The 24,390-nt window shown below is 61.1% G+C and carries 25 protein-coding genes and 2 pseudogenes; 9 read left to right on the forward strand and 18 right to left on the reverse strand.

From position 1 onward, the window contains the following. The first annotated feature begins 174 nt into the window (after positions 1–174). The 3 genes and pseudogenes from EL217_RS11370 to EL217_RS09700 all read left to right on the forward strand — a co-directional run. The gene (locus tag EL217_RS11370) at positions 175–375 is read left to right on the forward strand and encodes a hypothetical protein (protein ID WP_232018276.1); all 201 of its coding nucleotides are present in this window, start codon (positions 175–177) and stop codon (positions 373–375) included. A 316-nt stretch (positions 376–691) separates the two neighbouring features. Further along, on the forward strand, positions 692–829 hold the full coding sequence (locus tag EL217_RS11485) for an IS3 family transposase (RefSeq protein WP_349819793.1): 138 nt from the start codon (positions 692–694) through the stop codon (positions 827–829). A gap of 359 nt (positions 830–1,188) precedes the next feature. Next, positions 1,189–1,536, forward strand: a pseudogene (locus EL217_RS09700) (transposase); the annotation flags it as partial. 74 nt (positions 1,537–1,610) lie between these two features. On the opposite strand, the gene EL217_RS09705 reads toward EL217_RS09700, so the two are convergent. The 5 genes and pseudogenes from EL217_RS09705 to EL217_RS09725 all read right to left on the reverse strand — a co-directional run. Then, positions 1,611–2,432, reverse strand: coding sequence for an ABC transporter ATP-binding protein (locus EL217_RS09705; RefSeq protein ID WP_126319798.1), 822 nt, complete (start codon positions 2,430–2,432; stop codon positions 1,611–1,613). A 2-nt stretch (positions 2,433–2,434) separates the two neighbouring features. Further along, positions 2,435–3,418: a FecCD family ABC transporter permease gene (locus tag EL217_RS09710; protein WP_005284805.1), complete on the reverse strand. Its 984-nt coding sequence runs from the start codon at positions 3,416–3,418 to the stop codon at positions 2,435–2,437. Continuing rightward, positions 3,408–4,340 carry a FecCD family ABC transporter permease gene (locus EL217_RS09715; RefSeq protein ID WP_420026263.1) on the reverse strand — a complete coding sequence of 311 codons (933 nt, stop codon included), beginning with the start codon at positions 4,338–4,340 and terminating at the stop codon, positions 3,408–3,410. The genes EL217_RS09710 and EL217_RS09715 overlap by 11 nt, the downstream gene beginning before the upstream one ends. Positions 4,341–4,369: 29 nt before the next feature. After that, positions 4,370–5,242: an ABC transporter substrate-binding protein gene (locus EL217_RS09720; RefSeq protein WP_126319802.1), complete on the reverse strand. Its 873-nt coding sequence runs from the start codon at positions 5,240–5,242 to the stop codon at positions 4,370–4,372. A 95-nt stretch (positions 5,243–5,337) separates the two neighbouring features. Continuing rightward, positions 5,338–5,838: pseudogene (locus EL217_RS09725) on the reverse strand (IS3 family transposase); the annotation flags it as partial. A 90-nt stretch (positions 5,839–5,928) separates the two neighbouring features. Between EL217_RS09725 and EL217_RS09730 the strand changes: the two are divergent. The 6 genes from EL217_RS09730 (at position 5,929) to EL217_RS09755 (ending at position 12,704) form a co-directional block, all read left to right on the forward strand. After that, positions 5,929–6,639: an ASCH domain-containing protein gene (locus tag EL217_RS09730; protein WP_034667249.1), complete on the forward strand. Its 711-nt coding sequence runs from the start codon at positions 5,929–5,931 to the stop codon at positions 6,637–6,639. A gap of 433 nt (positions 6,640–7,072) precedes the next feature. After that, positions 7,073–8,785, forward strand: a complete 1,713-nt coding sequence (locus EL217_RS09735) for a carbon starvation protein A (protein ID WP_126319804.1) — start codon at positions 7,073–7,075, stop codon at positions 8,783–8,785. Further along, positions 8,769–9,026, forward strand: a complete 258-nt coding sequence (locus EL217_RS09740; RefSeq protein ID WP_023029243.1) for a cory-CC-star protein — start codon at positions 8,769–8,771, stop codon at positions 9,024–9,026. Before EL217_RS09735 ends, EL217_RS09740 begins: the two co-directional genes overlap by 17 nt. After that, positions 9,017–9,958 carry an ArsA family ATPase gene (locus EL217_RS09745; RefSeq protein WP_126319806.1) on the forward strand — a complete coding sequence of 314 codons (942 nt, stop codon included), beginning with the start codon at positions 9,017–9,019 and terminating at the stop codon, positions 9,956–9,958. Before EL217_RS09740 ends, EL217_RS09745 begins: the two co-directional genes overlap by 10 nt. 78 nt (positions 9,959–10,036) lie before the next feature. Then, on the forward strand, positions 10,037–11,389 hold the full coding sequence (locus EL217_RS09750; RefSeq protein ID WP_126319808.1) for an aminopeptidase C: 1,353 nt from the start codon (positions 10,037–10,039) through the stop codon (positions 11,387–11,389). Between the two features lie 13 nt (positions 11,390–11,402). Further along, positions 11,403–12,704 (forward strand): aminopeptidase C, encoded by a 1,302-nt coding sequence (locus EL217_RS09755; RefSeq protein ID WP_126319811.1) that lies wholly within the window; start codon positions 11,403–11,405, stop codon positions 12,702–12,704. Between the two features lie 97 nt (positions 12,705–12,801). Here the strand turns inward: EL217_RS09755 and EL217_RS09760 are convergent, their stop codons facing one another. Genes EL217_RS09760 through dacB form a run of 13 tightly spaced genes read right to left on the reverse strand, consistent with a single transcriptional unit; the run spans position 12,802 to position 24,352 of the window. After that, positions 12,802–13,413, reverse strand: coding sequence for a GNAT family N-acetyltransferase (locus EL217_RS09760; RefSeq protein ID WP_005284832.1), 612 nt, complete (start codon positions 13,411–13,413; stop codon positions 12,802–12,804). After that, positions 13,413–14,354 carry a pantoate--beta-alanine ligase gene (locus tag EL217_RS09765; RefSeq protein ID WP_126319812.1) on the reverse strand — a complete coding sequence of 314 codons (942 nt, stop codon included), beginning with the start codon at positions 14,352–14,354 and terminating at the stop codon, positions 13,413–13,415. The genes EL217_RS09760 and EL217_RS09765 overlap by 1 nt, the downstream gene beginning before the upstream one ends. Beyond that, positions 14,351–15,025 carry a hypothetical protein gene (locus EL217_RS09770; protein ID WP_232018277.1) on the reverse strand — a complete coding sequence of 225 codons (675 nt, stop codon included), beginning with the start codon at positions 15,023–15,025 and terminating at the stop codon, positions 14,351–14,353. The genes EL217_RS09765 and EL217_RS09770 overlap by 4 nt, the downstream gene beginning before the upstream one ends. Further along, positions 15,026–16,102 (reverse strand): DUF6779 domain-containing protein, encoded by a 1,077-nt coding sequence (locus EL217_RS09775; protein ID WP_126319814.1) that lies wholly within the window; start codon positions 16,100–16,102, stop codon positions 15,026–15,028. Positions 16,103–16,107: 5 nt separating this feature from the next. Continuing rightward, a complete protein-coding gene (locus EL217_RS09780; RefSeq protein WP_005284844.1) occupies positions 16,108–16,581 on the reverse strand; it encodes a DUF3180 domain-containing protein in 474 nt (157 codons plus the stop codon). Continuing rightward, a complete protein-coding gene (gene folK / locus EL217_RS09785) occupies positions 16,578–17,063 on the reverse strand; it encodes a 2-amino-4-hydroxy-6-hydroxymethyldihydropteridine diphosphokinase (RefSeq protein WP_126319816.1) in 486 nt (161 codons plus the stop codon). The genes EL217_RS09780 and folK overlap by 4 nt, the downstream gene beginning before the upstream one ends. After that, a complete protein-coding gene (folB, locus tag EL217_RS09790) occupies positions 17,063–17,461 on the reverse strand; it encodes a dihydroneopterin aldolase (RefSeq protein ID WP_126319818.1) in 399 nt (132 codons plus the stop codon). The genes folK and folB overlap by 1 nt, the downstream gene beginning before the upstream one ends. 2 nt (positions 17,462–17,463) lie before the next feature. Beyond that, positions 17,464–18,423 carry a dihydropteroate synthase gene (gene folP, locus EL217_RS09795; RefSeq protein ID WP_232018278.1) on the reverse strand — a complete coding sequence of 320 codons (960 nt, stop codon included), beginning with the start codon at positions 18,421–18,423 and terminating at the stop codon, positions 17,464–17,466. Between the two features lie 41 nt (positions 18,424–18,464). After that, positions 18,465–19,073 carry a GTP cyclohydrolase I FolE gene (gene folE, locus EL217_RS09800; RefSeq protein WP_126319820.1) on the reverse strand — a complete coding sequence of 203 codons (609 nt, stop codon included), beginning with the start codon at positions 19,071–19,073 and terminating at the stop codon, positions 18,465–18,467. A gap of 11 nt (positions 19,074–19,084) precedes the next feature. Then, a complete protein-coding gene (gene ftsH / locus EL217_RS09805; protein WP_126319822.1) occupies positions 19,085–21,472 on the reverse strand; it encodes an ATP-dependent zinc metalloprotease FtsH in 2,388 nt (795 codons plus the stop codon). A gap of 12 nt (positions 21,473–21,484) precedes the next feature. Further along, entirely contained in the window at positions 21,485–22,072 is a 588-nt protein-coding gene (hpt, locus tag EL217_RS09810) for a hypoxanthine phosphoribosyltransferase (protein WP_005279498.1), read from the reverse strand. 12 nt (positions 22,073–22,084) lie between these two features. Continuing rightward, positions 22,085–23,044: a tRNA lysidine(34) synthetase TilS gene (gene tilS, locus EL217_RS09815; RefSeq protein WP_232018283.1), complete on the reverse strand. Its 960-nt coding sequence runs from the start codon at positions 23,042–23,044 to the stop codon at positions 22,085–22,087. A gap of 21 nt (positions 23,045–23,065) precedes the next feature. Further along, entirely contained in the window at positions 23,066–24,352 is a 1,287-nt protein-coding gene (gene dacB / locus EL217_RS09820; protein WP_126319826.1) for a D-alanyl-D-alanine carboxypeptidase/D-alanyl-D-alanine-endopeptidase, read from the reverse strand. Positions 24,353–24,390: the final 38 nt, after the last annotated feature.

Consider the following 24,390-nt stretch of genomic DNA (forward strand, 5'->3'; position numbering starts at 1 on the left):
CGTTTAGCCCTCGTTTAAGCCTGCGCTTCCCCACCTATAAAAAGAATCCGGCCCTGAGATACTTACTCAGCGCCGGTATTCTGTAGCTGCGGGTACTGTCCCGCTCTATAGCTAAGTTTTTATACCTATTCTAAAAGGAAAACAAGTGTGTGATGCCTAAATTGACATATTGAAGTGTCCCAGGTTTTGTTCCGTTTGAGTAGATGGGAAAATCTGGAACATGCCAAGAAAAATTTTGATCAGGATTTAAAGGACCGTGTGGTTCGTCTTGTAGAGGACCGCATCGTGGCGGAAAACATGTCAATGCGCCCCGCATGCCAGGCAGTAGCTCCAAAGTTGGGGGTTTCATGGCACACAGCTCGTCAATGGACTTAAGCCTGCTCGCCGTGCAGGAAGAACCCCAGAACCTGTTCCTGAAGACGTGGCTGCCGAAAATGCCAGGCTACGCCGCGAAAATCACCAGCTTCGAGATACCAACGAGTTGCTGAAGGCCGCGTCAGCTTTTTCGCCTCACGACCAGGCCCCAAGCCTCGATTATGATCCGGTTCATCGATAAATACCGGAATTGTTTCTCTGTCGAGTTCATCTGCAAGACGTTGAAAAATAACCGGGCTGGCGGGTTTATCACCTCGCGTGGTTATCGCCAGTCCAAAGCCCGAGGGCTTAAGTGCTCGTCGCCTTCGTGACGGTTGTGCTAATTGAACGCATTAGTGCTATTCATCGGGATAATGACGGTGTCTTAGGCGTGCGGACAATGTGGCATGCACTTCACCGTGATGGAATCTGTTGTGACCGGCTATTTGGTAGCAGTGTCGTGACCATCCGGTAGCGCTTGAGTGTGAAACCGGTAGCAGTTCACAATGCTCGGGACGCTTCATTCCGGGAGATACACCGCTCGGGTGCGGCACGTACCGGAAGGACTCCGGTTACGACGGATTACCGTGCGGTGATAGCGCTGTCAGATGCGAGGTTTTGGTACCGGTGTACTGGGGACTCGGTACTGCTGTGTTCTGGGTAGTTGGTACTGCGGCGGGCCGACGGAGTCGGCTCGGCTGTTTCCTTTATTCATCCGGTTCTATTGGGGAGGTGGCTTTGCGCATGTCAAAGTCTCCTATGCGGATTGAGAGTGTCTAATGGTTTGTGTGTAGGTTCCCAACCTGCATAAGGAGATAAGCCAGAATGACTAGTGTGGCACGACGAGATCCGGCTGATAAGGCCAAGATTGATGCGATTGAAAAGAAGCTTCTTGCTAACCCTGAAATCGCGAAACTGATTGATGACCTAGGCACGTCTACAACGGATGCCAACGACCTGGTTCGGGGCATGTTGCAAGTCTCGATCACTAGAGGTTTGAATGCTGAGATGGATGCCCACCTTGGCTATGAGCCCGGCGATAGGGAAGGCAAAGCTGCTGCTGGAACAGACAGTTACCGCAACGGCACCTACCCGAAAACCGTGGATTCTAACTACAGGCCAGTGACCGTTGGTGTGCCGAGAGATCGGGCTGGAACATTCTTGCAGACTATGGTCCCTAAGGAGTTGTCAAAAGATAAGTGTGCGGTTCGAGTCGACCTTATGGCCTAGATCGTTTTCCATTACTACGTGTTCTTTTAAAGAGATTTATCTTCTTCCTTCTGGGGTCCGAAAAGTTCAGGAGCGTGAACGGAAATGGGTATGGGGAAGCGTCGACCGGTAGATGGATCAGTCATCTCTAGGCACTCAACATGGAAGGTTTCGCGTACGAGTTCAGCGGTCATAACTTCCTCGGTGGGCCCTTCGGCCACAATGCGCCCCTCACGCATAGCTACGATTCGATCGGCGTAACGCGCGGCATGGACCATATCGTGGACCACCATGACCACCGTAGTCTCGGCACGGTTAAGATCTCGGATGAGGTCCAAGATGGACAATTGGTGCGCGGGGTCGAGGTAAGTAGTTGGCTCATCAAGCAAGGTAATTGGTGTTTCTTGCGCCAACGTCATAGCGAGGAAAACGCGCTGGCGCTGGCCGCCCGAAAGGTCTGCGGCGGGGGTATCAAGCAGCTCGCTCACCCCAGCACGTCTGGCTGCACGCTCTACCGCTTCATGATCTCCGGCCCGCATCGTTGCTAGCGCCCCCGTATAGGGATAGCGGCCGTAGCCGATGACGTCGCGCACTACTACACCTTCCGGGGCCACGGGGTGTTGTGGCAGGAAAGAAACTTCCCGGGCAAAAGCGCGCGAGGAATACTCGCTGATATCTTTTCCTGAGAGGTAGGCTGCGCCTGAGCTGGGTGTAAGTTGGCGGCCCAAGGTCTTGAGAAGCGTCGACTTACCGCAGCCATTTGGCCCGATAAGGGCAGTTACTTGACCGCTGGCTAAGTGGAGATTTACATTCTTGACCACATCTGGACCACCGTAGCCCACGGTTAATGCGCTACACGTCAGTGTCATGTCTAGCCTCCGTTTCGCACTCGGGTGAGCCGAGTCAATAAGAAAATGAAGTAAGGTGCGCCAATCAACGCGATGAGCGCACCGACGGGAATTTCCGTGGGCGCAAAGGCCCACCGGCCTACCGAATCGCATGCGGTGACAAGGACCGCGCCGCCGAGCGCCGCCACGGGTATTTGCCGGCGCAGATTCGTACCGACCACCAAACGGGCAGCATGCGGGACGATAAGCCCGGCGAACCCCAAGACCCCGGCCGCGGCGACCCCTGCGGCGCCGAGGATGACGGCCAAGGCGATGGCTACGAGGCGCCACGTCCTAGTCCTAACACCGATACCGGCCATGGTGGAATCATCCAGCGCCAGCATATCCAGGTGTTTTGCCACCACCATCGCAACGGTTAGGGCGAAAAGGATAAAGGGGGCGACAATAGTGGCATCGCCAAGCGAGCGGGCGTAAAGCGAACCTTTCAGCCATGTCATGGCCGCGCCCGCTTCTGGGGCGGCGCGCACCAGCAACAGTTCGGTGATTGCGCCCAGCCCAAAAGATACCGCTACCCCGGTAAGCGGCAGGCGTACCGGATCACTCGCCCCACGTCCAGCGAGGAGGAGAACCAGCGCAGTTCCCGCCAACGCGCCGATAAAGACAATAAAAGTCAACAGATGGGCCGGCAGGGCGCCTGCTCCCATGAGTACTGCAACGGCCGCGAGTCCACCGCCGGAGGTAATACCCACCGTATCTGGTGCAGCCAAGGGGTTGCGCAGCGCAGATTGCAATAGGCAGCCGGACACGGCCATGGCGACGCCTGCGCATATACCCACCAAGATCCGCGGGGCGCGGTACTTCCAGATGAGAGGCTCTCCGGTAAAGAAAGCGGTGACCACCTCAGCCGGCGGCTTCATCACTGCACCGACGCCCATGCCGATAACCGCGCTACACACCAACGCCAGGGTGAGTCCTACTAGCACTACAATAAATCTCTTATGCCGCATGCTTGCTCCTCCCCAGCGTATGGACGGACCACAGCACCAGTGGCATGCCAGCCAAAGAAGTCACGATGCCCACTGGGGTCTCGGCCGGCGCCCAGATTGCTTGGCCAATCGAATCGGCTACTAGGAGCACCGCCGCTCCAACAATTCCAGCCACGCACAACCCCACGCGGTGATGCGGACCACAAACCCGCCACGCAACTGCTGCAGCCATCAACCCCAAGAACCCAATCGGCCCGGTTGCGGCCACCGCCGGAGCAATGAGCACTACCGCCGCCACAATGGCAGCCAACCGAATTCGCTCCGGCTTCGCGCCTACAGCACCGGCCACGGCATCGCCAGCTACGAGTAAGTCCAATCTTTTCGCACTGACTAAGGTCAAGGGCACCACGACCAGCACGGAAACCAGCGCGGGGACAATTTCGCCCAGACGCACCCCTGCAAGCCGCCCAGAAAGCCATGACATCACCGTAGCCAGTTGAGCCTCATCGATTACCAGGAAAATGGAGGTCAAAGCGCTACACAGCGTGGAAACGGCAACGCCAACAAGTACCATGCGCTGGATCGCACCGCTCTTACCGACGCCCACAGTCACCCCCACAGCAATCCCTGCGCCCAACAGTGCGCCGGGCAGTTGGTCGACGCTCGAGGTTTCGCTTCCTACAAACATTGCGGTCGCGACTGCACCGAGTGCCGCGCCGGAGTTCACGCCAGTAATGGACGGATCGGCAAGCGGGTTCGCGGTAGCCGTTCGCAGCAATAGCCCACCCACACCTAAAGCGATACCCACCACCGTGGTAGCAAGGAGGCGGTCAAAAGCCACGCTATGTAGCTCTTCTTCCAGCCACGGGGCATCAACCGGCACCCGAACATGGCGAAGCCGCCACCACCACACGAACGCGGCGACAGCGGTGGCAAGGACCAGACAGGCGCTGGCTTTAGTTCGTAGTGCCACTACTTTTCAGCGGCAATAATGTCATCGAGCATGTGCTCGGCAGAAAGCGGCCCGCGGGCGCGCGACCAAATATCTTGATCTACTTCTACGATGTCACCGCTTCCTTTGACATAGGGCGTCTTCTTAAACGCATCGACGTCCTTGTACATAAAGACCCGGTCAGCCTTCATACCGGGAAGCTTATCTCCAGTCAGCTCCGCTACATCGGTCTTAGATTCGATGGATGATTTCTCACCTTCAAAGGCGTAGTCATAGCCCACCTCACTCAGCAGGGACTGGGGGAAGGAAGGGTTGACCCAGGTATAGAGCAGCTCGCTGGACCAACCGGCCACAACAGCACGGCTGCCTGGCTTTACCGTGTCCTTCGTCTGAGCGATCTTGTCCTCGATGCGCTGACGGACCTCTTTGGCTTTTTCCTCTTTACCGAGCTTGGCCGCGATCTCATCCATCGAATCCAGCACGTCCGAGTAAGTCTCATCTGAGTAGGATTCGGTATCCGCAATCTCTTCTAGCTGTGGCATGATATTGGCCTGACGGGTAGGGCTAGCCAGGATCAGATCTGGCTCCAAGGACTGGATAACCTCTAAGTTCGGTTGCTTGGCTTGGCCGACTGAGGTGGCCTGCTCCAGCTGACCCTTCAAGGTGGTCGGCGCATCCGACTTACCGATTTCCACGATTCCCACTGGGGTCACATCGAGAGCCTTGAGGATTTCCTCGTAGCGCCAATCGAGCGCCACAACTCGCTCGATCTTCTTATCTCCGTTCTCTTCCGTAGAAGAAGAATCAGAAGAACACGCCACAAGGCCTGCCCCTAGAGCTAAGGCGGATACGAGCGCGAGAACTACACGCCCTTTTGTAAACGATTTTAGCATAGCCTTACTTTATATTAATAAGAGTTTACTGTCTAGTGTCAGATGCGAGTGGGGTTGCCCGCAAATCGTGGGCACGTAGTCAAGCTACCTAGTGGTTAGGCAGCTATTTCTTCTTCGTTTCTGGTTTGGGTGATATGGTTCTCGAAATCGATAGGGCTGACCATCCCGAGGGCGGAGTGCCGGCGTCGACGGTTGTAGACCACTTCAATCCAGTAAGCCACAGCCTGACGCGCAGCATCGTGGGTGGGCCAGCGCTTCCGGTCGTAGAACTCGGTCTTAAGCGTCGACCAGAACGACTCAGCCATCGCATTATCGAAACACACCCCGGTACGCCCCACGGATTGAGCAACGCCCAGATTGCGGCACGCCTCCCAGAGCTTCTCACTGGTGAATTGTGTCCCACGGTCGGCGTGAAACACCAGCCCGTCAGGAACATCACCGCGCAATGTATGCGCCATCCGCAGGGCCCGTTCGGCCAAACTTGTGTCTTGCACGCTATCCATAGCCCAGCCCAGTAACCTGCGGGAATGGCCGTCGCGGACCGCGCACAAGTACAACCATCCTTCACCGGTGCGCAGGTAGGTAATATCCGACATTGAAGTGTCCCAGGTTTTGTTCCGTTTGAGTAGATGGGAAAATCTGGGACACTTCAGATCGAAGCTGCTAGTAGTTACTACTATTAGAGCGTGATTATTAACGAACTTCGGGAATTAACGGCCAAAGCAGCCGCCCATGCGCAGCGCTTCCAAGACGGAGGAGACCACACCGTAGCCGCAGCTCTCCTGACCAAATCAGGAAAACACGTTCTCGGTTTAAACGCACACCATTTCCTTGGTGGCCCCTGTGGCGAAGTCTCTGCTTTAGCAAACCATGCCGCTAGTTATCCAGGGGATCCCATCCAAGCAGTAGTCGCCATATATGGACCTACCGGACAAGTAATTTCACCCTGTGGTAAATGCCGCCAGGTACTTTTTGATGTCGATCCATCTATCCAGTGTATTGTGCGCGGAAGCAACGGCCTCGTTGCGCCCACTGTGGAAGAACTTCTTCCATTCGCGTTTAACTTGCAAGACTTGGAAAAAGAGCAGCGCATCTACATGTGGGAAGGCTACGAGGATTCCATTCGGAGCGGAGAAAAGCGTCAAACAATCCGAGTAGATGATCCCTTCAATGAAGGAAAAGCCCAAATAGTCTTTGAGAAGGAAACCGGGGAAGTCGTCAGCTTACCCGCACAGGTCACAGCCGTTGTATCTACCCAGCGCGGGCTGCTGTCGGAAAAGCAAGCTAAAAATGACGGGTTCAATTCTCTATCCGAGCTTCACGAAGCTCTAGATACTCACTACCCCGGATTAGCGGATACAGACGAAGTTGACGTTGTAGAATTCGAGCTCCAGTAGACTAGCCAGACCGAAAATCGAATCATTCGCTACCTAACCAAAAAGCCGCTGTTCGGAAATTTTTGAGATATTTCGTCAAGATTTACAAGTGCCGCCACCAAAGGGCTCCCAACTGGAGGAAGCGAGATAACGACTCCTCCATAAGTCCAGTCGATTGAGCCTTCGCCGTTAACCACGGTACTTCGGCACTACTGACTACATGCCGCGCCAGCAGGATCCTTTAATCCCGCCCGCTACCCGCGATTTGGCCCAGATATGTCCGCCAAGCCACGCCGAGCGCGCAAAGGAACGCATAAGCCCCTCCACCGCGTCCACATAGTGGGATACCACCCCCTTAATTCACCCGCACTGCAAGAATTTGCGTGAACCGTGACATACTGTTCAGGCCTGTGATACACAACACCCCACCTTCGACACGCAAGGAGACACAGCCATGAACTCTCTCATCCTTGTCATCATCGGCGTGGCGATGATGCTGGCCGGCTACCTGCTCTATTCCAAGTTCCTGGGCAAGAGCATCTTCCGGTTATCTGAGAACTACACCACCCCGGCGCACCGCCTCAAAGACGGCGTGGATTATGTTCCCACCAATAAATACGTGCTGTGGGGCCACCACTTCACCTCAGTGGCGGGTGCGGCACCGATTATCGGCCCGGCAGTAGCCGTCATTTGGGGCTGGCTCCCGGCATTCCTGTGGGTCACATTCGGCACCGTTTTCATCGCCGGCATGCACGACCTCGGTGCGCTATGGGCCTCGCAAAGGCACAAGGGTCAGTCGATTGGTACGTTGTCGGGGCGCTACATCGGCAAGCGCGGGCGCAACCTCTTCCTCATTGTGATCTTCTTGCTGCTGCTCATGGTCAATGCCGCCTTCGCCGTGGTCATTTCAAACCTGCTCATCTCCACGCCCTCGGCGGTCATCCCCACGTGGGGTGCCATTGCCGTTGCCCTACTTATCGGCCAGGCCATCTACCGCCTGAACTGGAACCTGCCGCTGGTCTCCCTCGTGGGCGTGATGGCGCTGTATTCGCTGATGGTCCTGGGTGACCGCTTCCCGGTCGTGCTGCCGGAGACGGTCCTGGGCATTCCCGCCAACGGCGTGTGGATCATCTTGCTATTTATCTACGCCTTCATCGCTTCGCTGCTGCCGGTGTGGGTGCTGCTCCAGCCGCGCGATTACATCAATGGCCTGCAGCTTTTCGTCGGTCTTATCATTTTGTACGGCTCCTTCCTCATCACCCGTCCGGAGCTCGCCGCCCCTGCCGTGCGCGAGAACGTTCCTGACGGGACCCCAGGCATTTTCCCGCTGCTTTTTGTCACCATCGCCTGCGGCGCCATCTCTGGTTTCCACGGCATCGTGGCCTCGGGTACCTCGTCGAAGCAGATTGATAAGGAAACCGACGTTCGCTTCGTGGGTTACTTCGGCGCGGTGGGCGAGGGCCTGCTGGCGCTCGGCACCATCATCGCCACTACCGCCGGCTTTAAGACCCTGGCGAATTGGGAGGAAATCTACGCCGAGTGGAACGCCGGCGGCGTCAACGCCTTCGTGCAGGGCGGCGGCGCGCTGATGAACGAGGGCCTGGGCATTCCCACCTCGCTGTCTGCCACCATCCTGGCGACGATGGCCGTGCTCTTCGCCGCCACCACCATGGACTCCGGCGTGCGCCTGCAGCGCATCGTGGTCCAGGAGATTGGCGAGATCATGGGCATCCGCATCACGGCGCTGGTTTCCACCATCATCGCGGTGGGCCTGGCCTTCGGCCTGACCTTCTCGGCGGGTGCGGACGGCTCCGGCGGTATGACCATCTGGCCGCTCTTTGGTACCACCAACCAGCTCATGGCCAGCCTATCCTTGGCCATCGTCGTGGTCATCCTCACCCACCTGCGCCGGCCTACCCTGCCGGTTATCATCCCGCTCATCTTCGTCACCATCATGTCGCTGTGGGCAGCGCTGCTACAGCTGAAATCCCTGTTTGCGGATCAGAACTGGCTGCTCTTCGGCATGGACGTCGTCATCGTCATCGCCTCCATCTGGGTCATCGTGGAGTCGATCGGCGCCATCTCCAACGCGCGCAAGGAACCACCGCTGGAGTGGACCGACGACGATACCGACGCTCCCCTTCCCCAGCATGCTCGACAAGCTTAAGGCCTTCGGCGCGGGACTCAATGAGTTCTACCAGGCCCCGTACCGCGCCGTCTTTGCCAAGGCCCAGCAGCAAGAAGATGACCTATTTATGATGCTGGTGGCCTCGGAGGCGCTCGGCATCCCCAACCCCGCCAGCTACTACACGCTGGAGCTATTGCCGCTGGTCTACGAAGATTTCCACGCCTGGCACACACGCATGGGCATGGATAAATCACCCCTGGAGAATATTCAATGCTGCTAGAAACCGCGCCCATCATGTTCTTTGGCGGCAAGGGCGGCGTGGGCAAGACCACCCTCGCCACCGCCACAGCCCTGTCGCTTTCCCAGGACCACAACGTGTTGTTGGTCTCCACGGATCCGGCGCACAACCTGGGGCATATCTTTGATGCCACGCTTTCCGATGCCCCCTCTCACCTCACCCCCTCCCTCTCCGCCATCGAGCTCGATCCGGCCCGCGCCACCGAGGAACACCTCGCGACCGTGGGCGCCTCGATGCGCCGGTTCATGCCGGAGCACTTGCACGGCGAGGTAACAAAGCACCTAGATTTGGCCCGGCAATCCCCCGGCACGCAGGAGGCGGCGCTCTTGGAGCGCATGGCCACCTTGGTCGCTAACGCGGACGAGTATGACTACCTCATCTTCGATACCGCCCCGTCCGGTCACACCTCCCGGCTGATGGCCCTGCCGGAAATCATGGCGGCCTATACCGATGGGCTGCTTGCCCGGCGCGAGAAATCCGATAAATTCGGCTCGCTGGTGCGCGGGATGTCCGCGGAGTCCGGTGCCGATAACGATCCGGTGGACCGGCGCAATCAGGAAATCCGAGCCACGCTCTTCCAGCGCCGCGAGCGCTTCGAGCACCTGCGCGCTGCGCTGACCTCTCAACGCACCGTATTTCATATCGTGCTCACCGCCGAGCGCCTGCCCGTCTTGGAGTCTTCCGAGTTCCACGCGGATCTCACCGGCAATGGCGTGCGGGTAGGCTCCATGTTGGTCAACCGCCGCACTCCGGCGGACCAAGGCGAGTTCTTGGCCTCCCGCCGCGCCGCCGAGGACGAGGCTCTGGCGCTCTTGCACGATAAGCTTCCCGATACCCCGGTTCACGAGATCCCCTGGCTGCCAGAAGAGGTGGGAAGCCCCGAAGCCGTGGCGCGGCTGGCGGAGCATCTATAGCGGTTTGTAGTGATCTCTAACGGCCCATCCAGTACCCAGCGGCCCCGGGTGAGATCGCAATCTGCTAAAACGGAGAATATGACTTTGCTCACCAATGACTTCCTGTCCCAATTGCGCGAGGAGGCCGCAGCGGACTCCCAGCTGCGCGTCGCGCGCAATGCCATTACCAGCGTAGGGGTGGCCAAGGCGGCGCTCGACCGCGACCGCATTACCGCCCTCTACCCCACCACCGAGGTAAAACTCGATAGCCTCGGGGTTACCGACCAGATGCGCTCCGGGCGCTGCTGGATGTTTGCCGCGCTCAACGTGTTCCGCCACCGCGCGGCCAAGGAGCTCAATATCGATGACTTTGAGTTTTCCTTTACCTACCTGCAGTACTTCGACAAACTAGAGCGCGCCAACTTCGTGCTCAACCAACTGCTGGATCTCACCGAAGACGGCACCGACTGGGATGACCGCGACGTGGCTACTTCCCTCGAGCTCACAGGCGACGACGGCGGCTGGTGGTCATTTTTCACCAACCTCGTGGACAAGTACGGTGCCGTACCGGCCGAGGTCATGCCTGAGGTGCACTCGTCCGGCCACACCGACCAGATGAACCGCGATATCGCCACCATCATCCGCCGCGCCGCGCACCGTGCGGTGGAAGGCGAGGGGGATCGCGGGGGCATTATCAAGCAAGCCCGCACCGATATCCAACGCGTGCTCGCCATTCACCTGGGCACCCCGCCCGAGGAATTCACGTGGAGCTACCGCACCAAGGACGATCAATTCTTCCGCGTGCACTCCACCCCGCGCGAGTTTGCGGATAAGTACCTGCCAAAGTTGGACGAGTACGTCGTGCTTGCCGATGACCCCCGTAGCACCAACGATAAGCACCGCCTCTACACCAGCGCCGGCGTGAACAACGTCGCTGGTGGGCAGGCCGCCGGCTACCTCAACGTGGATGTGGACGAGCTGCGCGCCGCCGCGCGCGCCAGCATCGAGGCCGGCGAGCCTGTGTGGTTTAGCTGCGATGTCGACCGCCAGTTCTCCTTCCAGAACGCCGTGTGGGACGAAGGCCTCGTCGATACCGATGGCCTCTACGGCATCGACTCCACCATGAGCAAGGAGGAGCGCTTTACCTCCGGCGAATCCGCGCCCACCCACGCGATGGCGCTGACCGGCATCGACGGTGCATCGCAAAGCGCTGCACGAGACGGTAAGGAAGTACCTCGGGCATGGCGCGTGGAGAATTCCTGGGGCACCAAGCCGCCGCGCAAGGACGACGCCGATGAGGTACCGGGCAAGGGCTTTGCCACGATGTCGGATGAATGGTTCGGCGAAAACGTCTTCCACATCGTCGTGCGCAAGGAATTCCTCACCACTGAGCAGCAGCAAGCACTAGAGACCGAGCCCATCGAGCTTCCCTTCTGGGACCGGATGAACTAAGGAGCATCGAGAAATGAATGAGATCAATCCACAGGAAGTTCACACCACCAACGCCACCCTCACCAGCGAGCCGGCCATCAGGGCGGCGCGGAATGCGGTGGCGCAGGAGGGCATCGATAAGCTGAGCGTCGACCGCGATCTCGTGCGCGAACTCACCACGGCGACCAGCCACAAGCTCGATAAGTGGGGCGCGGCCAACCAGAAGGCTTCTGGCCGCTGCTGGATTTTTGCGGGCCTGAATTCCCTGCGCGGCGGCATCATGGACCGCACCAACATCAAGGATTTCGAGCTTTCGCAGACCTACCTGTACTTCTACGACAAGCTGGAAAAAGCCAATTGGTTCCTCACTGCGGTAGACGAGCTCAAGGACCGCGAAATTACGGACCGCACCTTGACCAAGCTCATGGATGACCCCATTGGCGATGGCGGCCAGTGGTCCATGTTCGTCTCGCTGGTGGAAAAGTACGGCGTGGTGCCCAAGTACGCCATGCCGGAGACCGCGTCCTCCGAGGCCAGCGCCATGCTCAACCGCAACCTGCAGACCGTCCTGCGCCGCGCCGCCCACCAGATCCGCGTGGGCAAGTCTGGGGCGCAGGAGCAGGCGCTTGCCGATGTCTACCGCATCCTCACCGCCAACCTCGGCCTCCCGCCCACAGATTTCCAGTGGCAGTACCGCGATAAGGACGATAACTTCCACCGCGAGGGCACTTTTACCCCGCAGGACTTCGCCCGCGAATACCTCCCGAAGGATCTGGGCGAGTACGTCTGCGTGGTCAATGACCCGCGCAATAACTACGGCGAGCTCTACACCGTGGACTACCTGGGCAACGTCGCCGGCGAAAAGGTCACCTACCTCAACGCCCCGGTCGAGGTATTGCGCGATGCCACTCGCTCTGCCATCGAGGATGGCCAGCCCGTCTGGTTCGGCTGCGATACCGGCCAGCAATCCGATGCCGATAGCGGCGTCTGGGCCAAGCGCCTGCACGATTATGAGGGGCTGTATGGGGTGGAGATGGGCATCGAGAAGCCGGACCGCCTCCGCCTCCACGAGTCCCTGATGACGCACGCGATGGTCTTTACCGGCGCGGATATCGCCGAGGGCGGCGACGTCACCCGCTGGCGCGTGGAGAATTCCTGGGGCACCGAGAAGGGCGATAAGGGCTTTTGGACCATGGCCGATGACTGGTTTGACGAGTACGTCTTCGAAATCGCCGTCCACCCGTCCCGCCTGCCTGAGCAATACCAAGAGGCGCTCAAGTCCGCCGAAATCACCACCCTGCCGGCGTGGGATCCGATGGGCGCGCTGGCGAACTAACGCGCCGCGAAAAATCGTGCCGCGAAGTCTGTAGCGTTCGCCGATGTAGCTGCGTTGCGTGAAGCCGTGCTCATTTGCGTGGCGTGACGCGGTAGCCTCACGCCACGTGGCGGACGTACAGCATGCAGGTAAGGTCGCGGTCCTCATCGATGGAGATTTCCTTCTCCCCCACCCGCTCAAAACCGCGGGAATCGTAGAACTGATAGGTGCAGCCATCGTCGGTGTAGAGATAAATATCCTTGCCGGGGTGGCGCTCCTCAAAGGCCTCAAGGAGCGCGGTGCCCACGCCCTTTACACCCGAGTTTGGGTCCGCGACGAGGAAGCCGATTTCACCGTCCACGGTGTTTTCGGCCAGGTAGCTGACCAACATATCCTCGTTCGCGGCATCGTAGTCCTCGCGGTGGCCGCCAGGGCGCAGGCTATTGAAGAGATCTACGGCCTTGACATAGGCCTTGCGCCACCATGGATACGGCAGCGCTGGTTCGCCTTTAATCGATGCCAAAATCACGCCGAGGAAGCGCCCGTCATCGGCATAGGCGGCCAAGATATCGGTGGCCTGGGCGCGCTCTAAATCCCAAAAATAACGGCCGTAGGCACGCTCAAAGCGCGGGTTCTTCACAAACCAGTGCAGGTGCATGCCTTCGATGGCAAACTCAATCGCCTTGGGTTCATCGCGCGGGTCAAGGTCGCGGATGTGAATTTCGGTCATTAGTCCTCCGGGGATTGGTTTTGTTCGCGCTGCTTTTCGCGCTCGAGCTCGGCCTTAGCCTCGTGCTCTTCAATATTAGTGAATCCAATCCCCAGCGGCAGGCCAACGTTGTCAATTAATCTGACTCCGCCAATGGTGGCAGCAACCAGCAGGCGGGCATCACCCTCGGCAGGCGGCGCGCCTAAATCGCGGCCTCGTACTTCTAGGTATTCCGGTTCTACTCCGGCGGCTTCTAGGACACCTGCGGCAACCTCGCAGACCTTGTCCGCGCCCGCCTCTGCCGCATGTGCCCCGGCGGTAAGCGCGGCGGACAGGGCGGCTACGTCCTCTCGCTTATCCTCGGGCACGCGGGTATTGCGCAGGCTCATCACCACGCCATCGGGCATGCGCACGGCGGGAACGCCCTGCACGCGAACCCCAAGGTGCAGGTCCTGCACCGCGTGGTGAATGGCCAAGAGCAGCTCGTAGTCTTTCTCACCGATGAGGACATCGGTAGGCGACAGCGCCATCATCAGCGTGAGGTAGAGGGTGAGCTCGCCGGATAGGTCTGGCTCTAAGCCTGCGGACGCGGATTCAGCATCAGGCGTCTGCTCGGCAGCGGCGGAGTTCGCAGCGTCGTGTGCGTCCGCGACGCCGCGAGCCGAAACAGTTATCCGGCGGCCATGAGGCCAGAGTTTTTCGGGAGTGTAATCCCAGATGACGTCCACGCCCTCGGCGCGCAGGAGTTCTACATCTTCGGCGCGGGGTTCTTGGAGGGCCACGACGGTCACCGCGCCGCGGATGCGGCGGGCCGCGCGCACCAGGGCGATGTGCCCGGCATGCACGCCGGTAGTCAGCGGCACGAAGGCCACGGGGCGGCCGGTCTTGCGCAGGGCGCTTCCCACCATGCGGATGCGGTCGACCTCGCTGATGATGGTGGCTTGTCCCATCTTCAAGCTCATCGCGATTCCTCCTGCAGGGCCCACATTTCTAATTCGGTGCGATCTTCTACTTCACCCAATCGCCGAGCGGTTTCTAAATAGTGGCGGCGCATTCCGGGATCCGTGGCGCCGCGATAGGCCGCGATGATGTCCTCTGTATCGATGTCGAATTCAGACGGTGGGATCTCATCAAACTCGGCAAAGAAATTGGCTTCTACGGCCGCTGCTAGGTGCAAGCGGCTGAGCATTTCTATGTAGTAGGAGCGGGCGGCAAAGGCGGGACGTTCGGCATCGGAAAGCGGCACTGCCTGCCCCCGGAATTCGGTCACTACGAAGTCAGCGATGTTTTCGCCCAGCTCATCCAGCGTGGATACGGCCCAGCGCCCGCCCGCCATGGGTGCTATGGCCGCCACGATGCAACCGTGTGTCTCCAGCGGATCGAGGCCTTGCACGCCCCGCGATAGGCAGGTGTGGAAAGCGATGAGCCCCTTGTGCACGTGGTCCTGGACTAGCTCGACGGCAGCGTCCAACCGCGCCTCACCCACGGCCAGAATCAGCGCCTGGAAAGAGCCAAGTTCGGCCGGATCATTGAGCATCTCCACGGTGTGGCCGGCACGCTCCATGGCATTGGCCAGGGAGATCCCGGCGAGGCTGCGTCCGAAAAGGACAACACGCATGCGCGGTGGACGCATTTATTTATCCTTCTTCATCTGTGCCAACAGCTCCGAAACGGACACGGAACCATCGCGCTGCTCGTCGCTGCGGCGGCGGCCACGGGTCTGCTGCTGGCGGCGCGATGCCGTTTGCTTCTGCTCGGCCGCCACGTGGTGGCCCGAGCCCTTGTATTCCTCGCGCGCGTCCTTGCCGGTTGCCTGCTGCGGGATATTCTGGGTCACCGCATCGGAAGCGGGCTCAGCTGCGGTGTCATCTTCCGGCTTGCGGTGGCTGCCGCGGGAACCAGAGTGTGCCGCGCTATCGGTACCCGCGTGCTGGGAGCCGTGGCGCTTGATGTCGGAGTCTCCGCCCGAATCCCAGCGCACGGCCTGGAAGCTGCCGGTATCGAAGGAAACGTCCTTCGGTTCCTTCGCACCCGCGGCCTCGCTGGACGCGGCGGGCTTGGGGGCATCGGCAAGCGGCTCGGCGGTCCGGCCGGTGCTGCGCTGGGCGCGGGTGTTTTCGCTGATGATGTCATTGAGCGGGTTGGAGTCCGCGTGCGCACCAGTTGGCTGATTGCCCAGGCGGCCGGCGATGGCATCGGCAGAAGGCGCGCCGGTAGAAGCCTGCTCGAAATCGATCTCTTCTTCCCGGTGATGGGACGCCGCGGCGGTCTGTGCCTCCAGCTCCATGATGCGGCGCGCCTCAGCGTGCAGCGCGGCGGGCTCGTAGGTGAACTCGTGGCCGGACAAATCCTCGATCTGCTTGCGGATAGAAGCCAGCTCGGTGCGGATCTCATCGAGGATCTGCTGATCCGGCAGCTCCTTGCCTTCGGCCGCGCGGGCCTGCTTGAGCTCCGCGCGGTGGGCGCGCTCCTGCAGCTCCAGCTTGGTCACGGATTCCTCGGCCTGGCGGCGGTAGCGCATCACTAAGAAAAAGCCCACAACCGCGGCCCACAGGGCGGCAATCAGCGCAATCTTGAGCGCCGCTGCGGAGCCGGAAATGAGCATGACGATGCTGGCGATGCCGGCCAAGATGACGAGGGCGATAATCCCAATTTGTCCCAAATCCGGCGAGGACGACGAGTCTTTGGAAGAAGAGCGCGGCTGAGTCATGTTCCCTAATGTACCGCTTGAAGCCCGTCTGGTGGCGGCGGGGTCTCGCAGTGTCGCTCCAATCGCAGGCCAGCCGCGGACATGGCGACGCCGCCGATAGCAGAAGCGAGCACTCCCACCAGATCATCGGAAGCCGCGACAAGGGTTCCCGCATTTGGGATCACATACACCGCCACGCCGGCATAGAGCCCGCCGACGATCGCGCCCGTCCACGCCGAGGCCTTGCCCACCAGCATGAACTGCGCGATGGTCATGGGATTAAGCTGCGAATTATCCAACCCGATGCCGTGATCCTCATCGGTGGCCTTATCCACCTTCCAGGTAAGCCCCAGGCACACCACCACCATGAGCCATAGCGTGGCAGAGACCGTAACCGGGATGGCCATCATCGAGCCATAAAAGCGCGTGGTGAGGATGGCCGCCGCGGCGGCCATGAATACCCCTACGCCGATAAGCGCACCGAGCGAGGTTCGTTTCATAACTCCTCCATCAGGCCCAGGCGGTGGATATCTGCGGTTTCCTGCGGGTTCAACGCGGCAACCAGCGCGGAGACATCCTGTCCCTTCAACTTAGCAGCCGGATCGGCGGCTAACCAGGGAATAAGCACGAATGCGCGCTCGTGGGCAAAGGGGTGCGGGACGGTAAGTTCCGGGTCGGAGAAGCTATAGCCCTCAATATCAACGATGTCCACGTCCAGGGTGCGCGGGCCCCAGTGGCGCACGCGCACGCGCTCTGCCGCCTCTTCCAGCTTCTGGCCGCGGCGCAAGAGCTCCAGTGGGCTCTCCTCGACGTCCACGATAAGCACCGCATTCAAGAATTCATCCTGGTCCGTTACTCCCCATGGCGGGGTTGAATAAACGGGCGAGGCCGCCACGATGTCCTCGCGGAACTCCGTAAATACCGTCCGCAAAAGCTCCACGCGGTCATCCATATTGGAGCCGATGGATAGTACCGCGCGCATTACTTACTCCCGGGGTTCGTGCCAAGGCGCGCGTGTTTGCGGGAGCGGCGGGCGACGACGGCGACATCGGCAAAAGTGCGCGGGATGGGCGCCTTGGGTTTGTGCACGGTCACTTCCACGGCATGGAGGTCGGCGAAGGAATCCATGATGGTATCGGCCACCTCGCTGGCGACGGTCTCGATGAGGTCGCGGGAGGGGCCTTCGACGATGCTGGCGGCTACATCCGCAAGCTCGGCGTAATTGATGGTTTTGGTCAGATCATCGTGAGCTGCGGCCTCGGCGAATTCGGACCAGCAGGTGATATCGACGATGAAGGGCTGGCCGGTGCGCTTTTCCTCAGCAAAGACGCCGTGGTAGCCAAAGCACTCCAGGCCGGTTAATTCGATGCGATCTGCCATGGTTAATTCCTTTCCGTACCCATCGCGGTGGAGGTCACTGTGCCAGTGCCGGTGGCGGCATTGCGGTAGCTACCGGTGGCATTGGCGCCGCCTACATAGGACTTGCCGGCATTCCACGCGGCGGCCACGTCGACGGCATCGCGGGATACGCCCACCTCGTGCACGCGCACGCCCCACGCGCCCATCTGGGCGGAGATGGCGGTCACGGCGGCGGTGGCGGGATCGGCAAGCAGCGGGCTTGTCTCTACCCCGCGGTCTTCCCGGATGGCGGCGAGGAAGCGCTTGCGTGAGGCACCCACCAAGATGGGGAACTCGCCATCTAGAAACTCGGGCAGGGCCTTAAGCAGCGCCCAGTTATCCTGCGGGCTCTTGGCAAAGCCGAGGCCCGGGTCCAGCACGATATTTTCCTTTTTCACACCCGCATCCAGGGCGTTATTGCTCAGGCGGGCGAGGGTCTCGTGGACGTCGCGGACCACATCGCCGCCGTGATCCGCCGTGCCCGCCGCGGATCCGAACGCGCCTTCCTGCAGCGTGCGCCAGTGCATGAGACAGACGGGCACGCCGGCATCGGCCATGGCGGCATACATTTCAGGATCGGCAAGGCCGCCGGAGACATCGTTAATCATGTCCACCCCGGCCTCGGCCGCCGCGGTGGCGACCGAGGCGCGCATCGTATCCACCGAGGTTCGAATGCCCTGCTCGTGCAGCGCCTGGATGACCGGGACCACGCGGTCGGCCTCTTCCTGCGCCTCCACGCGCACCGCACCCGGGCGGGTGGATTCGCCGCCCACATCGATCATATCCGCGCCCTGTTCCACCAGTTCACGGGCATGAGTGGTGGCAGCGTCGAAGTCGAGCCACCGCCCGCCATCGGAAAAGGAATCCTTCGTAACATTCACGATGCCCATGACGAGCGTGCGCTTCGCGATGGTCAATTCTCCAACTGAGGAAGCCGGATGCACTGCGTTCTCCTTTTCGCTCGACAAACTCGACTGCGTACGCGCTACGTACGAATAAAACTGAGCACTTCTGCGCGCGAGGCGGCGTTATTTTTAAACCCGCCGCGTACCGCGGAGGTCGTTGTGGTTGCGCCCGGCTTTCGGATGCCGCGCATGGCCATGCACAGGTGCTCGCACTCGATGACCACGATGACGGATTGGGCCTCGAGAACATTAACGAGCGCATCGGCAATCTGCTGGGTCAGGCGCTCTTGGACCTGCGGGCGCTTGGCATACAAATCCGCCAGGCGGGCCAGCTTGCTTAGCCCAGTGACGTGTCCATCCTTGCCGGGAATATAGCCAATATGCGCCACGCCATAAAACGGCACGAGGTGGTGCTCGCAGGTGGAGTAGATGGGAATATCGCGCACCAAGACCAGTTCCTGGTGATCCTCGGCAAAGGTCTTATGCAGCACTTCCGTTGGATCCTCGTGCAGGCCGGCGAAGACCTCCCGGTAGGCGCGGGCCACGCGTGCCGGGGTTTCGCGCAGGCCTTCACGGTCAGGATCCTCACCAACGGCAAGGAGCAGCTCGCGGACGGCCGCCTCCGCTCGCTCGTGGTCATACGGCGCGCGGGCGGGCACCTGCTGGTTATCAGTGTGATTTTCAGACATGCACGTACTTCTTACTCTTTATCATCGCGCGGCTTTTCCGCATCGCGCGCGTAGGGGTTATCGCGGCGGGAAGACTCATTCCAACCTGGGGTGAACCATTGGCTGGTTTCTCCCTCGGGCTTGTGGTGCTTGCCCCTGCTTTCCGATGCCGAATCCGATCGCCCTTCCCCACCGTCGCGCTCCCCGCGGTCGTTGTGGTCGGCGCGGTCGTGGTCGCTCCGGTCGGCGCGGTCGCCACCCTCGCTCTGGTCCGCGCGGTCGTTCTGATCCGCGCGGCCGCTGCGGTCGCTGCGGCCATCGCTGCCGCCGTGCAGCTCGCGCACGGTTTCGGGGTCCACGTAGTCGCCGGCGTGCTGGCCAAAGTTAAAGCCAACTTCGCCCTTGAGCTCTTCGCCGGCGAGGCGGCGCTCGCGGGCGGCGCGGGAGGCATCGAGAAGCGTCATGCGTTTTGGAAGCTCCTCGCCGCGCTCCTTGGCCAGCTCGACCGGGGTCTTGACCGGCGCGTAACCAATCTGGCGCGGGAAGCGATCGTCTTCGCCGGGGAAGACATCGTAGGCATCGCGCGGGACGATGCCGTCGAAGATGCTCTCCAGATCCGGCCGGCGCAGGGTCTCCTTCTCAAGGAGGGCCTCGGCTAGCTTGTCCAGGAACTCGCGGTTGGTGCGCAGGATGTCGTAGGCCTGCTCGTGCGCGCGCTCGAGGAGGTAGCGCATCTGCTCATCGATCTTGGCCGCAACGTCATCCGAATAATCGATGGAGCCGCCGCCCCCGCCCATGTGGCTGAACGGATCGCCCTGCTCCTGGCCGTACTTCACGGTGCCCAGGTCGGGCGAAAAGCCGTACTCGGTCAGCATCGCGCGGGCAATCTTGGTGGCGTTCTCAATATCGGAGGACGCGCCCGTGGTGGGCGCACCGAAGACCAATTCCTCGGCGGCGCGGCCGCCCATGGCAAAGACCAAACGGGAAAACAGCTCGTCGCGGGTGTACATGCCCTTGTCGTCTTCCTGCGAGGTCATGGCATGGCCACCGGTGCGGCCGCGGGCCAGGATGGTGACCTTGTACACGCGCTCGATGTCCTTGAGCGCCCACGCGGACAGGGTGTGGCCGCCCTCGTGGTAGGCGGTGACCTTCTTCTCGTGCTCGGAGATGATCTTGCCCTGGCGCCGTGGACCGCCCACCACGCGGTCGGTGGCCTCTTCCAGCGCGTCGTAAGTAATGACGTTGCCGCCGATGCGGGCAGTGAGAAGCGCGGCCTCGTTAAGCACATTGGCAAGGTCTGCACCGGACATGCCGGCGGTGCGCTTGGCCAGCTGCGCCACATCGACCTCTTCTGCCAGGGGCTTGTCCTTGGCGTGCACGCGCAGGATCTGCTCGCGGCCGGCCAGATCCGGGTTGGTGACCGGAATCTGGCGGTCGAAACGGCCGGGGCGCAGCAACGCCGGGTCCAAAATATCGGGGCGGTTGGTGGCCGCGATGAGGATAACGCCCTCGCGGTCGCCAAAGCCGTCCATCTCCACCAGCAGCTGGTTCAGGGTCTGCTCGCGCTCATCGTGCCCGCCGCCGGTACCGGATCCGCGCTGGCGGCCCACGGCGTCGATCTCGTCCACGAAGATGATGCACGGGCTGTGCTCCTTGGCCTGCTTGAACAGGTCGCGCACGCGGGAGGCACCGACACCGACGAACATCTCCACGAAGTCCGAACCGGAGATGGAATAAAACGGCACGCCGGCCTCGCCCGCAACGGCGCGAGCCAACAGGGTCTTACCGGTACCCGGAGGGCCATAGAGCAGCACACCGCGCGGAATCTTCGCGCCCAGGTCGTGGTAGCGCGTCGGATCCTCCAGGAAGTCCTTGATTTCCTGCAGCTCATCCACGGCCTCATCGGCGCCGGCAACATCCTCGAAGGTATTGGTCGGCATATCCTTGGTCAGCTCCTTGGCCTTGGAGCCGCCGATGCCGAACATGCCGCCGGCACCCTGCTGCATGCGGGACATGAGCCAGAACAGCAGGCCGAAGAGGATGATCATCGGCAGCAGGAAGCTGAGCATGGAGCCCAAGAAGGATTCCTGGGTGACGTTGGTCTCGTACTTCTCCGCACCCGAATCCTTGACCGCATCAAAGACCTGCTCGGAGGCGCGCGCGGGGTACTGAGACACGATCTCTTGTACGCCCTCGCGCTCTTCTACCGTGATTTCGTCCTTGAGCTTGATGCGCAGGCGCTGCTCGCGGTCATCAATTTCTACCTCGTCAACGTTTTTATCCTGCAGCTGTTTTAAGGCCACGGAGGTATCCGCGTCCACGTATCCGCGGGTCTCGTTGCTAAAGAACGTAAAGGCGTACAGCGCTACGAGGATCAGCGCCGCAATGCCGCCGTAGCGAAGGAGTTTATTGTTTTTCATTACTGCGCGATTTTAGTTGGTGGTATAGACATCAGGGTGAAGGGTGCCCACAAAGGGCAGGTCGCGGTAGCGTTCCGCGTAGTCAAGGCCATAGCCAATGACGAATTCATTGGGGATATCAAAGCCCACATCGAGCAGATCGATCTGCGCCTTGACCACTTCCGGCTTGCGCAACAAGGTCACCACGTTGAGCGACTTCGGGTTGCGCCCCCGCAGGTTGCGAATGAGCCAGGATAGCGTCAGGCCCGAGTCGATGATGTCTTCCACAATGACCACATCGCGCCCGGCGATATCCCGGTCCAAGTCCTTCAAGATGCGCACCACCCCAGAAGAAGACGTGGAGGCGCCGTACGAGGAGACGGCCATAAACTCCAGCTCCGAGGGGATGGATAGCTTGCGCGCGAAGTCCGTCAGGAAAAAGGCCGCACCCTTTAATACGCAGACCAAAAGCAGGTCCTGCTCGGCGTCGGCATATTTCTCAGATACCGCATCCGCCAGCTGCTGGACGCGGTCTTTAATTTCCTCTTCCGTGATGAGGATTGCTTCTACATCGTCTCCGTAGCGGTTTGCGGGGACGGCGAAGTCTTTCTTGTCGTGCACGTGTGCGCTCCTTTAATGACCAGACAATAGTGCCAGTTTGCCACCTATACGTGCTACTTCCAACCTCTGCCCCGCCTGCCGCGCCGAACTCACAGCCACCGGCCCTTGTCCGTGCCAGTTGGTACACAGCTTGCCGATGCCCCCAAGCCCTTCCCTCGTCACCTTCACTCCCCGCTCGATGAGCCAGGCCGCAATAGCGCGCCGGCGTCGCGGCTCCGGCAGCGCGGCCAATTCCGCACAGTCCGCGGTGGCCGCCGTGGCGAGGTATTCTTCATCGCGCGCGGTATCCATCGCCGCCTGCGCCAGCGCCGGCACCGCATCACCGCCGATAACCCGAGACAACTCTGGGATGATCTCCCGTCGCAGCGCTACCCGCCGAAAATCCGTATCCGCGTTCTGCGGGTCCTGCCACACGTCCAGCCCCAGCTCCGCGCACGCGCCCTCCGTATCGGCACGGCGTACCTGCAGAAATGGCCGCACCACCCGCGCGCCTTCGACCACTGCTCGCTCCGGCATGCCGGCCACCCGGCCGCGCAGGGCGCCAAGGAGGAGCGTTTCCGCCTGGTCATCGGCCGTGTGCGCCACGGCAATCTCCAGCGGCCCTCCTCCTCTGCGCGAAGCTCCGTCTTCGCGCGCGGCTGCGGACATCGCTTGGTAGCGCGCTTGCCTAGCCACCGCTTCCAGCGAATTCCCCGCTTCCTCCAGTACCCGAACTGCGAGCACCCGCGCCCGCGCACCCAAGCTTTCTGCTTGCCGAGCGGCCCTTTCAGCCTGCTCACGCGAGCCATCCTGCAATCCGTGGTCGACGCACAGCGCGATCATGTCATGACCCTCAGCGATCATTGCCGCGCACAGTGCCAAGGAATCCGCGCCGCCGGATAGCCCCACCGCCACGGTATGGTCCAACTGTGCCGCGCGGACCGCGCGCCGGCAGGCCAAAAAATGCGGCGAAACCCGCGGCCAAAACGGCATAACTCCAGGCTGTGGGCTCATTTAAAACTCGTGCAGCGCCGCGGCGAGGTCATCTTGGGCCGCGCGCGCCGCCATAATCTCGCCATCATTGACCAAGAACGCAAAGGAATACACTCGCCCGGATTGGCCTTGCGCGGTGCCCGCCAGTGCGGATACGCCGGTCAACGTGCCGGTCTTTGCCCGGACAAACCCGCGCGCCGCAGACTCCCCGTAGCGCTCGTGCAGCGTGCCGTCGCCACCTGCGACCGGCAAATACGCCGTCAAGGGGCGCAGCTGCGGTTCTTCGACCGCGCCGTTGACAATCTCCGCCAGCACGCTCGCGCTCAACCGATTATCTACCGAAAGGCCCGAGTTGTCCTTGATATCCACGCCGCTGACATCGAACCCGTGCTCACGGAGCACGTCCAGCGTGGCTTGGGTGTCGGCCTGGAAGCTGGGCTGTTTGCCGCGGGCATCGGCAAGCTCGCGGGCAATGGCCTCCGCCATGACGTTATCGGAATGCCGCACCATCTCCAGCGCGCGCTCGCTCAAGGGAGCCGACTCGACGCTGGCCAGCTCCTCCGCGCCTTCCGTCACCGTGCCGGGGGCGAATTTATCCGTGCCCAGGCGCTTGGCCAGCTCGCCCGCGACGTCGAGGGCCGGGGTGTGGCTGCGCGGGACATCGCCCTCCGTTGCGCCAATGCGCCCGCCGTAGAGCATGGCCGGTTCCAAGGGCGCGACGAAGCCCTCATCCACGTTCTCCGGATCCCAGCCAGGCGCCTGCGGCTCGCCCGCCCACGCGGAGGTATCGATGTACACGCCCGCCGCCTGGGTGCCGGTCTTTTTAATCTGATTCGCCAGCTCATCGAGCTGCTCGTTGGTCATCCAGACATCGCCAGCCGCCTTGATCACCACGTTGTTCGGGTCCTTGCCGCGGTAGACCTTGGTGGTAATCCGCTTGGACTCATCCAGGGCCAGCGTTGCCGCGGCGGTGGTCAGCACCTTCGTCGAGGAAGCCGGGGTCAGCGCCTTATCCGCAGCGCGCTCCCACACCACCGTGCCGGTCTCACTATCGATGACCTGCCCGCCAAAGGTGGCCAAATCCTCGTTCTTGCCCAGCTCATCGAGCTTCGCGCTGAGCGCCGCAAAATCCACGTCCTGCGCCTTAGCCGGCTGCAGGGGATTTTCCGGTGCCTGGACCGTTTCGGCCTCGCCATGCGAAAGATCGCCGTACTCGCGCTGGATGGTAACCCCCAGCGCAGCCGTGCCCCCGACCGCCGCCGTGACCACCAGCGCGGTTACTGACCACCAAACCTTCTTAGCTTTCATCGCCACCAACCCTAGCGCGGATGGGCAACGCGCTAGAC

Origin of the sequence: Corynebacterium segmentosum (genome assembly GCF_900637825.1) — a bacterium.
GTDB lineage: Bacteria > Actinomycetota > Actinomycetes > Mycobacteriales > Mycobacteriaceae > Corynebacterium > Corynebacterium accolens.

Coding starts and splice junctions, on each gene's coding strand:
- EL217_RS09745 (WP_126319806.1), top strand. CDS start 9,017: ATGCTGCTAGAAACCGCGCCCATCATGTTCTTTGGCGGCAAGGGCGGC.
- EL217_RS09760 (WP_005284832.1), bottom strand. CDS start 13,413: ATGACCGAAATTCACATCCGCGACCTTGACCCGCGCGATGAACCCAAG.
- EL217_RS09710 (WP_005284805.1), bottom strand. CDS start 3,418: ATGCGGCATAAGAGATTTATTGTAGTGCTAGTAGGACTCACCCTGGCG.
- ftsH (WP_126319822.1), bottom strand. CDS start 21,472: ATGAAAAACAATAAACTCCTTCGCTACGGCGGCATTGCGGCGCTGATC.
- folE (WP_126319820.1), bottom strand. CDS start 19,073: ATGTCTGAAAATCACACTGATAACCAGCAGGTGCCCGCCCGCGCGCCG.
- EL217_RS09770 (WP_232018277.1), bottom strand. CDS start 15,025: ATGCGTCCACCGCGCATGCGTGTTGTCCTTTTCGGACGCAGCCTCGCC.
- EL217_RS09735 (WP_126319804.1), top strand. CDS start 7,073: ATGAACTCTCTCATCCTTGTCATCATCGGCGTGGCGATGATGCTGGCC.
- dacB (WP_126319826.1), bottom strand. CDS start 24,352: ATGAAAGCTAAGAAGGTTTGGTGGTCAGTAACCGCGCTGGTGGTCACG.
- EL217_RS09775 (WP_126319814.1), bottom strand. CDS start 16,102: ATGACTCAGCCGCGCTCTTCTTCCAAAGACTCGTCGTCCTCGCCGGAT.
- EL217_RS09755 (WP_126319811.1), top strand. CDS start 11,403: ATGAATGAGATCAATCCACAGGAAGTTCACACCACCAACGCCACCCTC.
- EL217_RS09765 (WP_126319812.1), bottom strand. CDS start 14,354: ATGAGCTTGAAGATGGGACAAGCCACCATCATCAGCGAGGTCGACCGC.
- EL217_RS09750 (WP_126319808.1), top strand. CDS start 10,037: ATGACTTTGCTCACCAATGACTTCCTGTCCCAATTGCGCGAGGAGGCC.
- EL217_RS09705 (WP_126319798.1), bottom strand. CDS start 2,432: ATGACACTGACGTGTAGCGCATTAACCGTGGGCTACGGTGGTCCAGAT.
- tilS (WP_232018283.1), bottom strand. CDS start 23,044: ATGCCGTTTTGGCCGCGGGTTTCGCCGCATTTTTTGGCCTGCCGGCGC.
- EL217_RS09780 (WP_005284844.1), bottom strand. CDS start 16,581: ATGAAACGAACCTCGCTCGGTGCGCTTATCGGCGTAGGGGTATTCATG.
- folK (WP_126319816.1), bottom strand. CDS start 17,063: ATGCGCGCGGTACTATCCATCGGCTCCAATATGGATGACCGCGTGGAG.
- EL217_RS09740 (WP_023029243.1), top strand. CDS start 8,769: ATGCTCGACAAGCTTAAGGCCTTCGGCGCGGGACTCAATGAGTTCTAC.
- EL217_RS09720 (WP_126319802.1), bottom strand. CDS start 5,242: ATGCTAAAATCGTTTACAAAAGGGCGTGTAGTTCTCGCGCTCGTATCC.
- folB (WP_126319818.1), bottom strand. CDS start 17,461: ATGGCAGATCGCATCGAATTAACCGGCCTGGAGTGCTTTGGCTACCAC.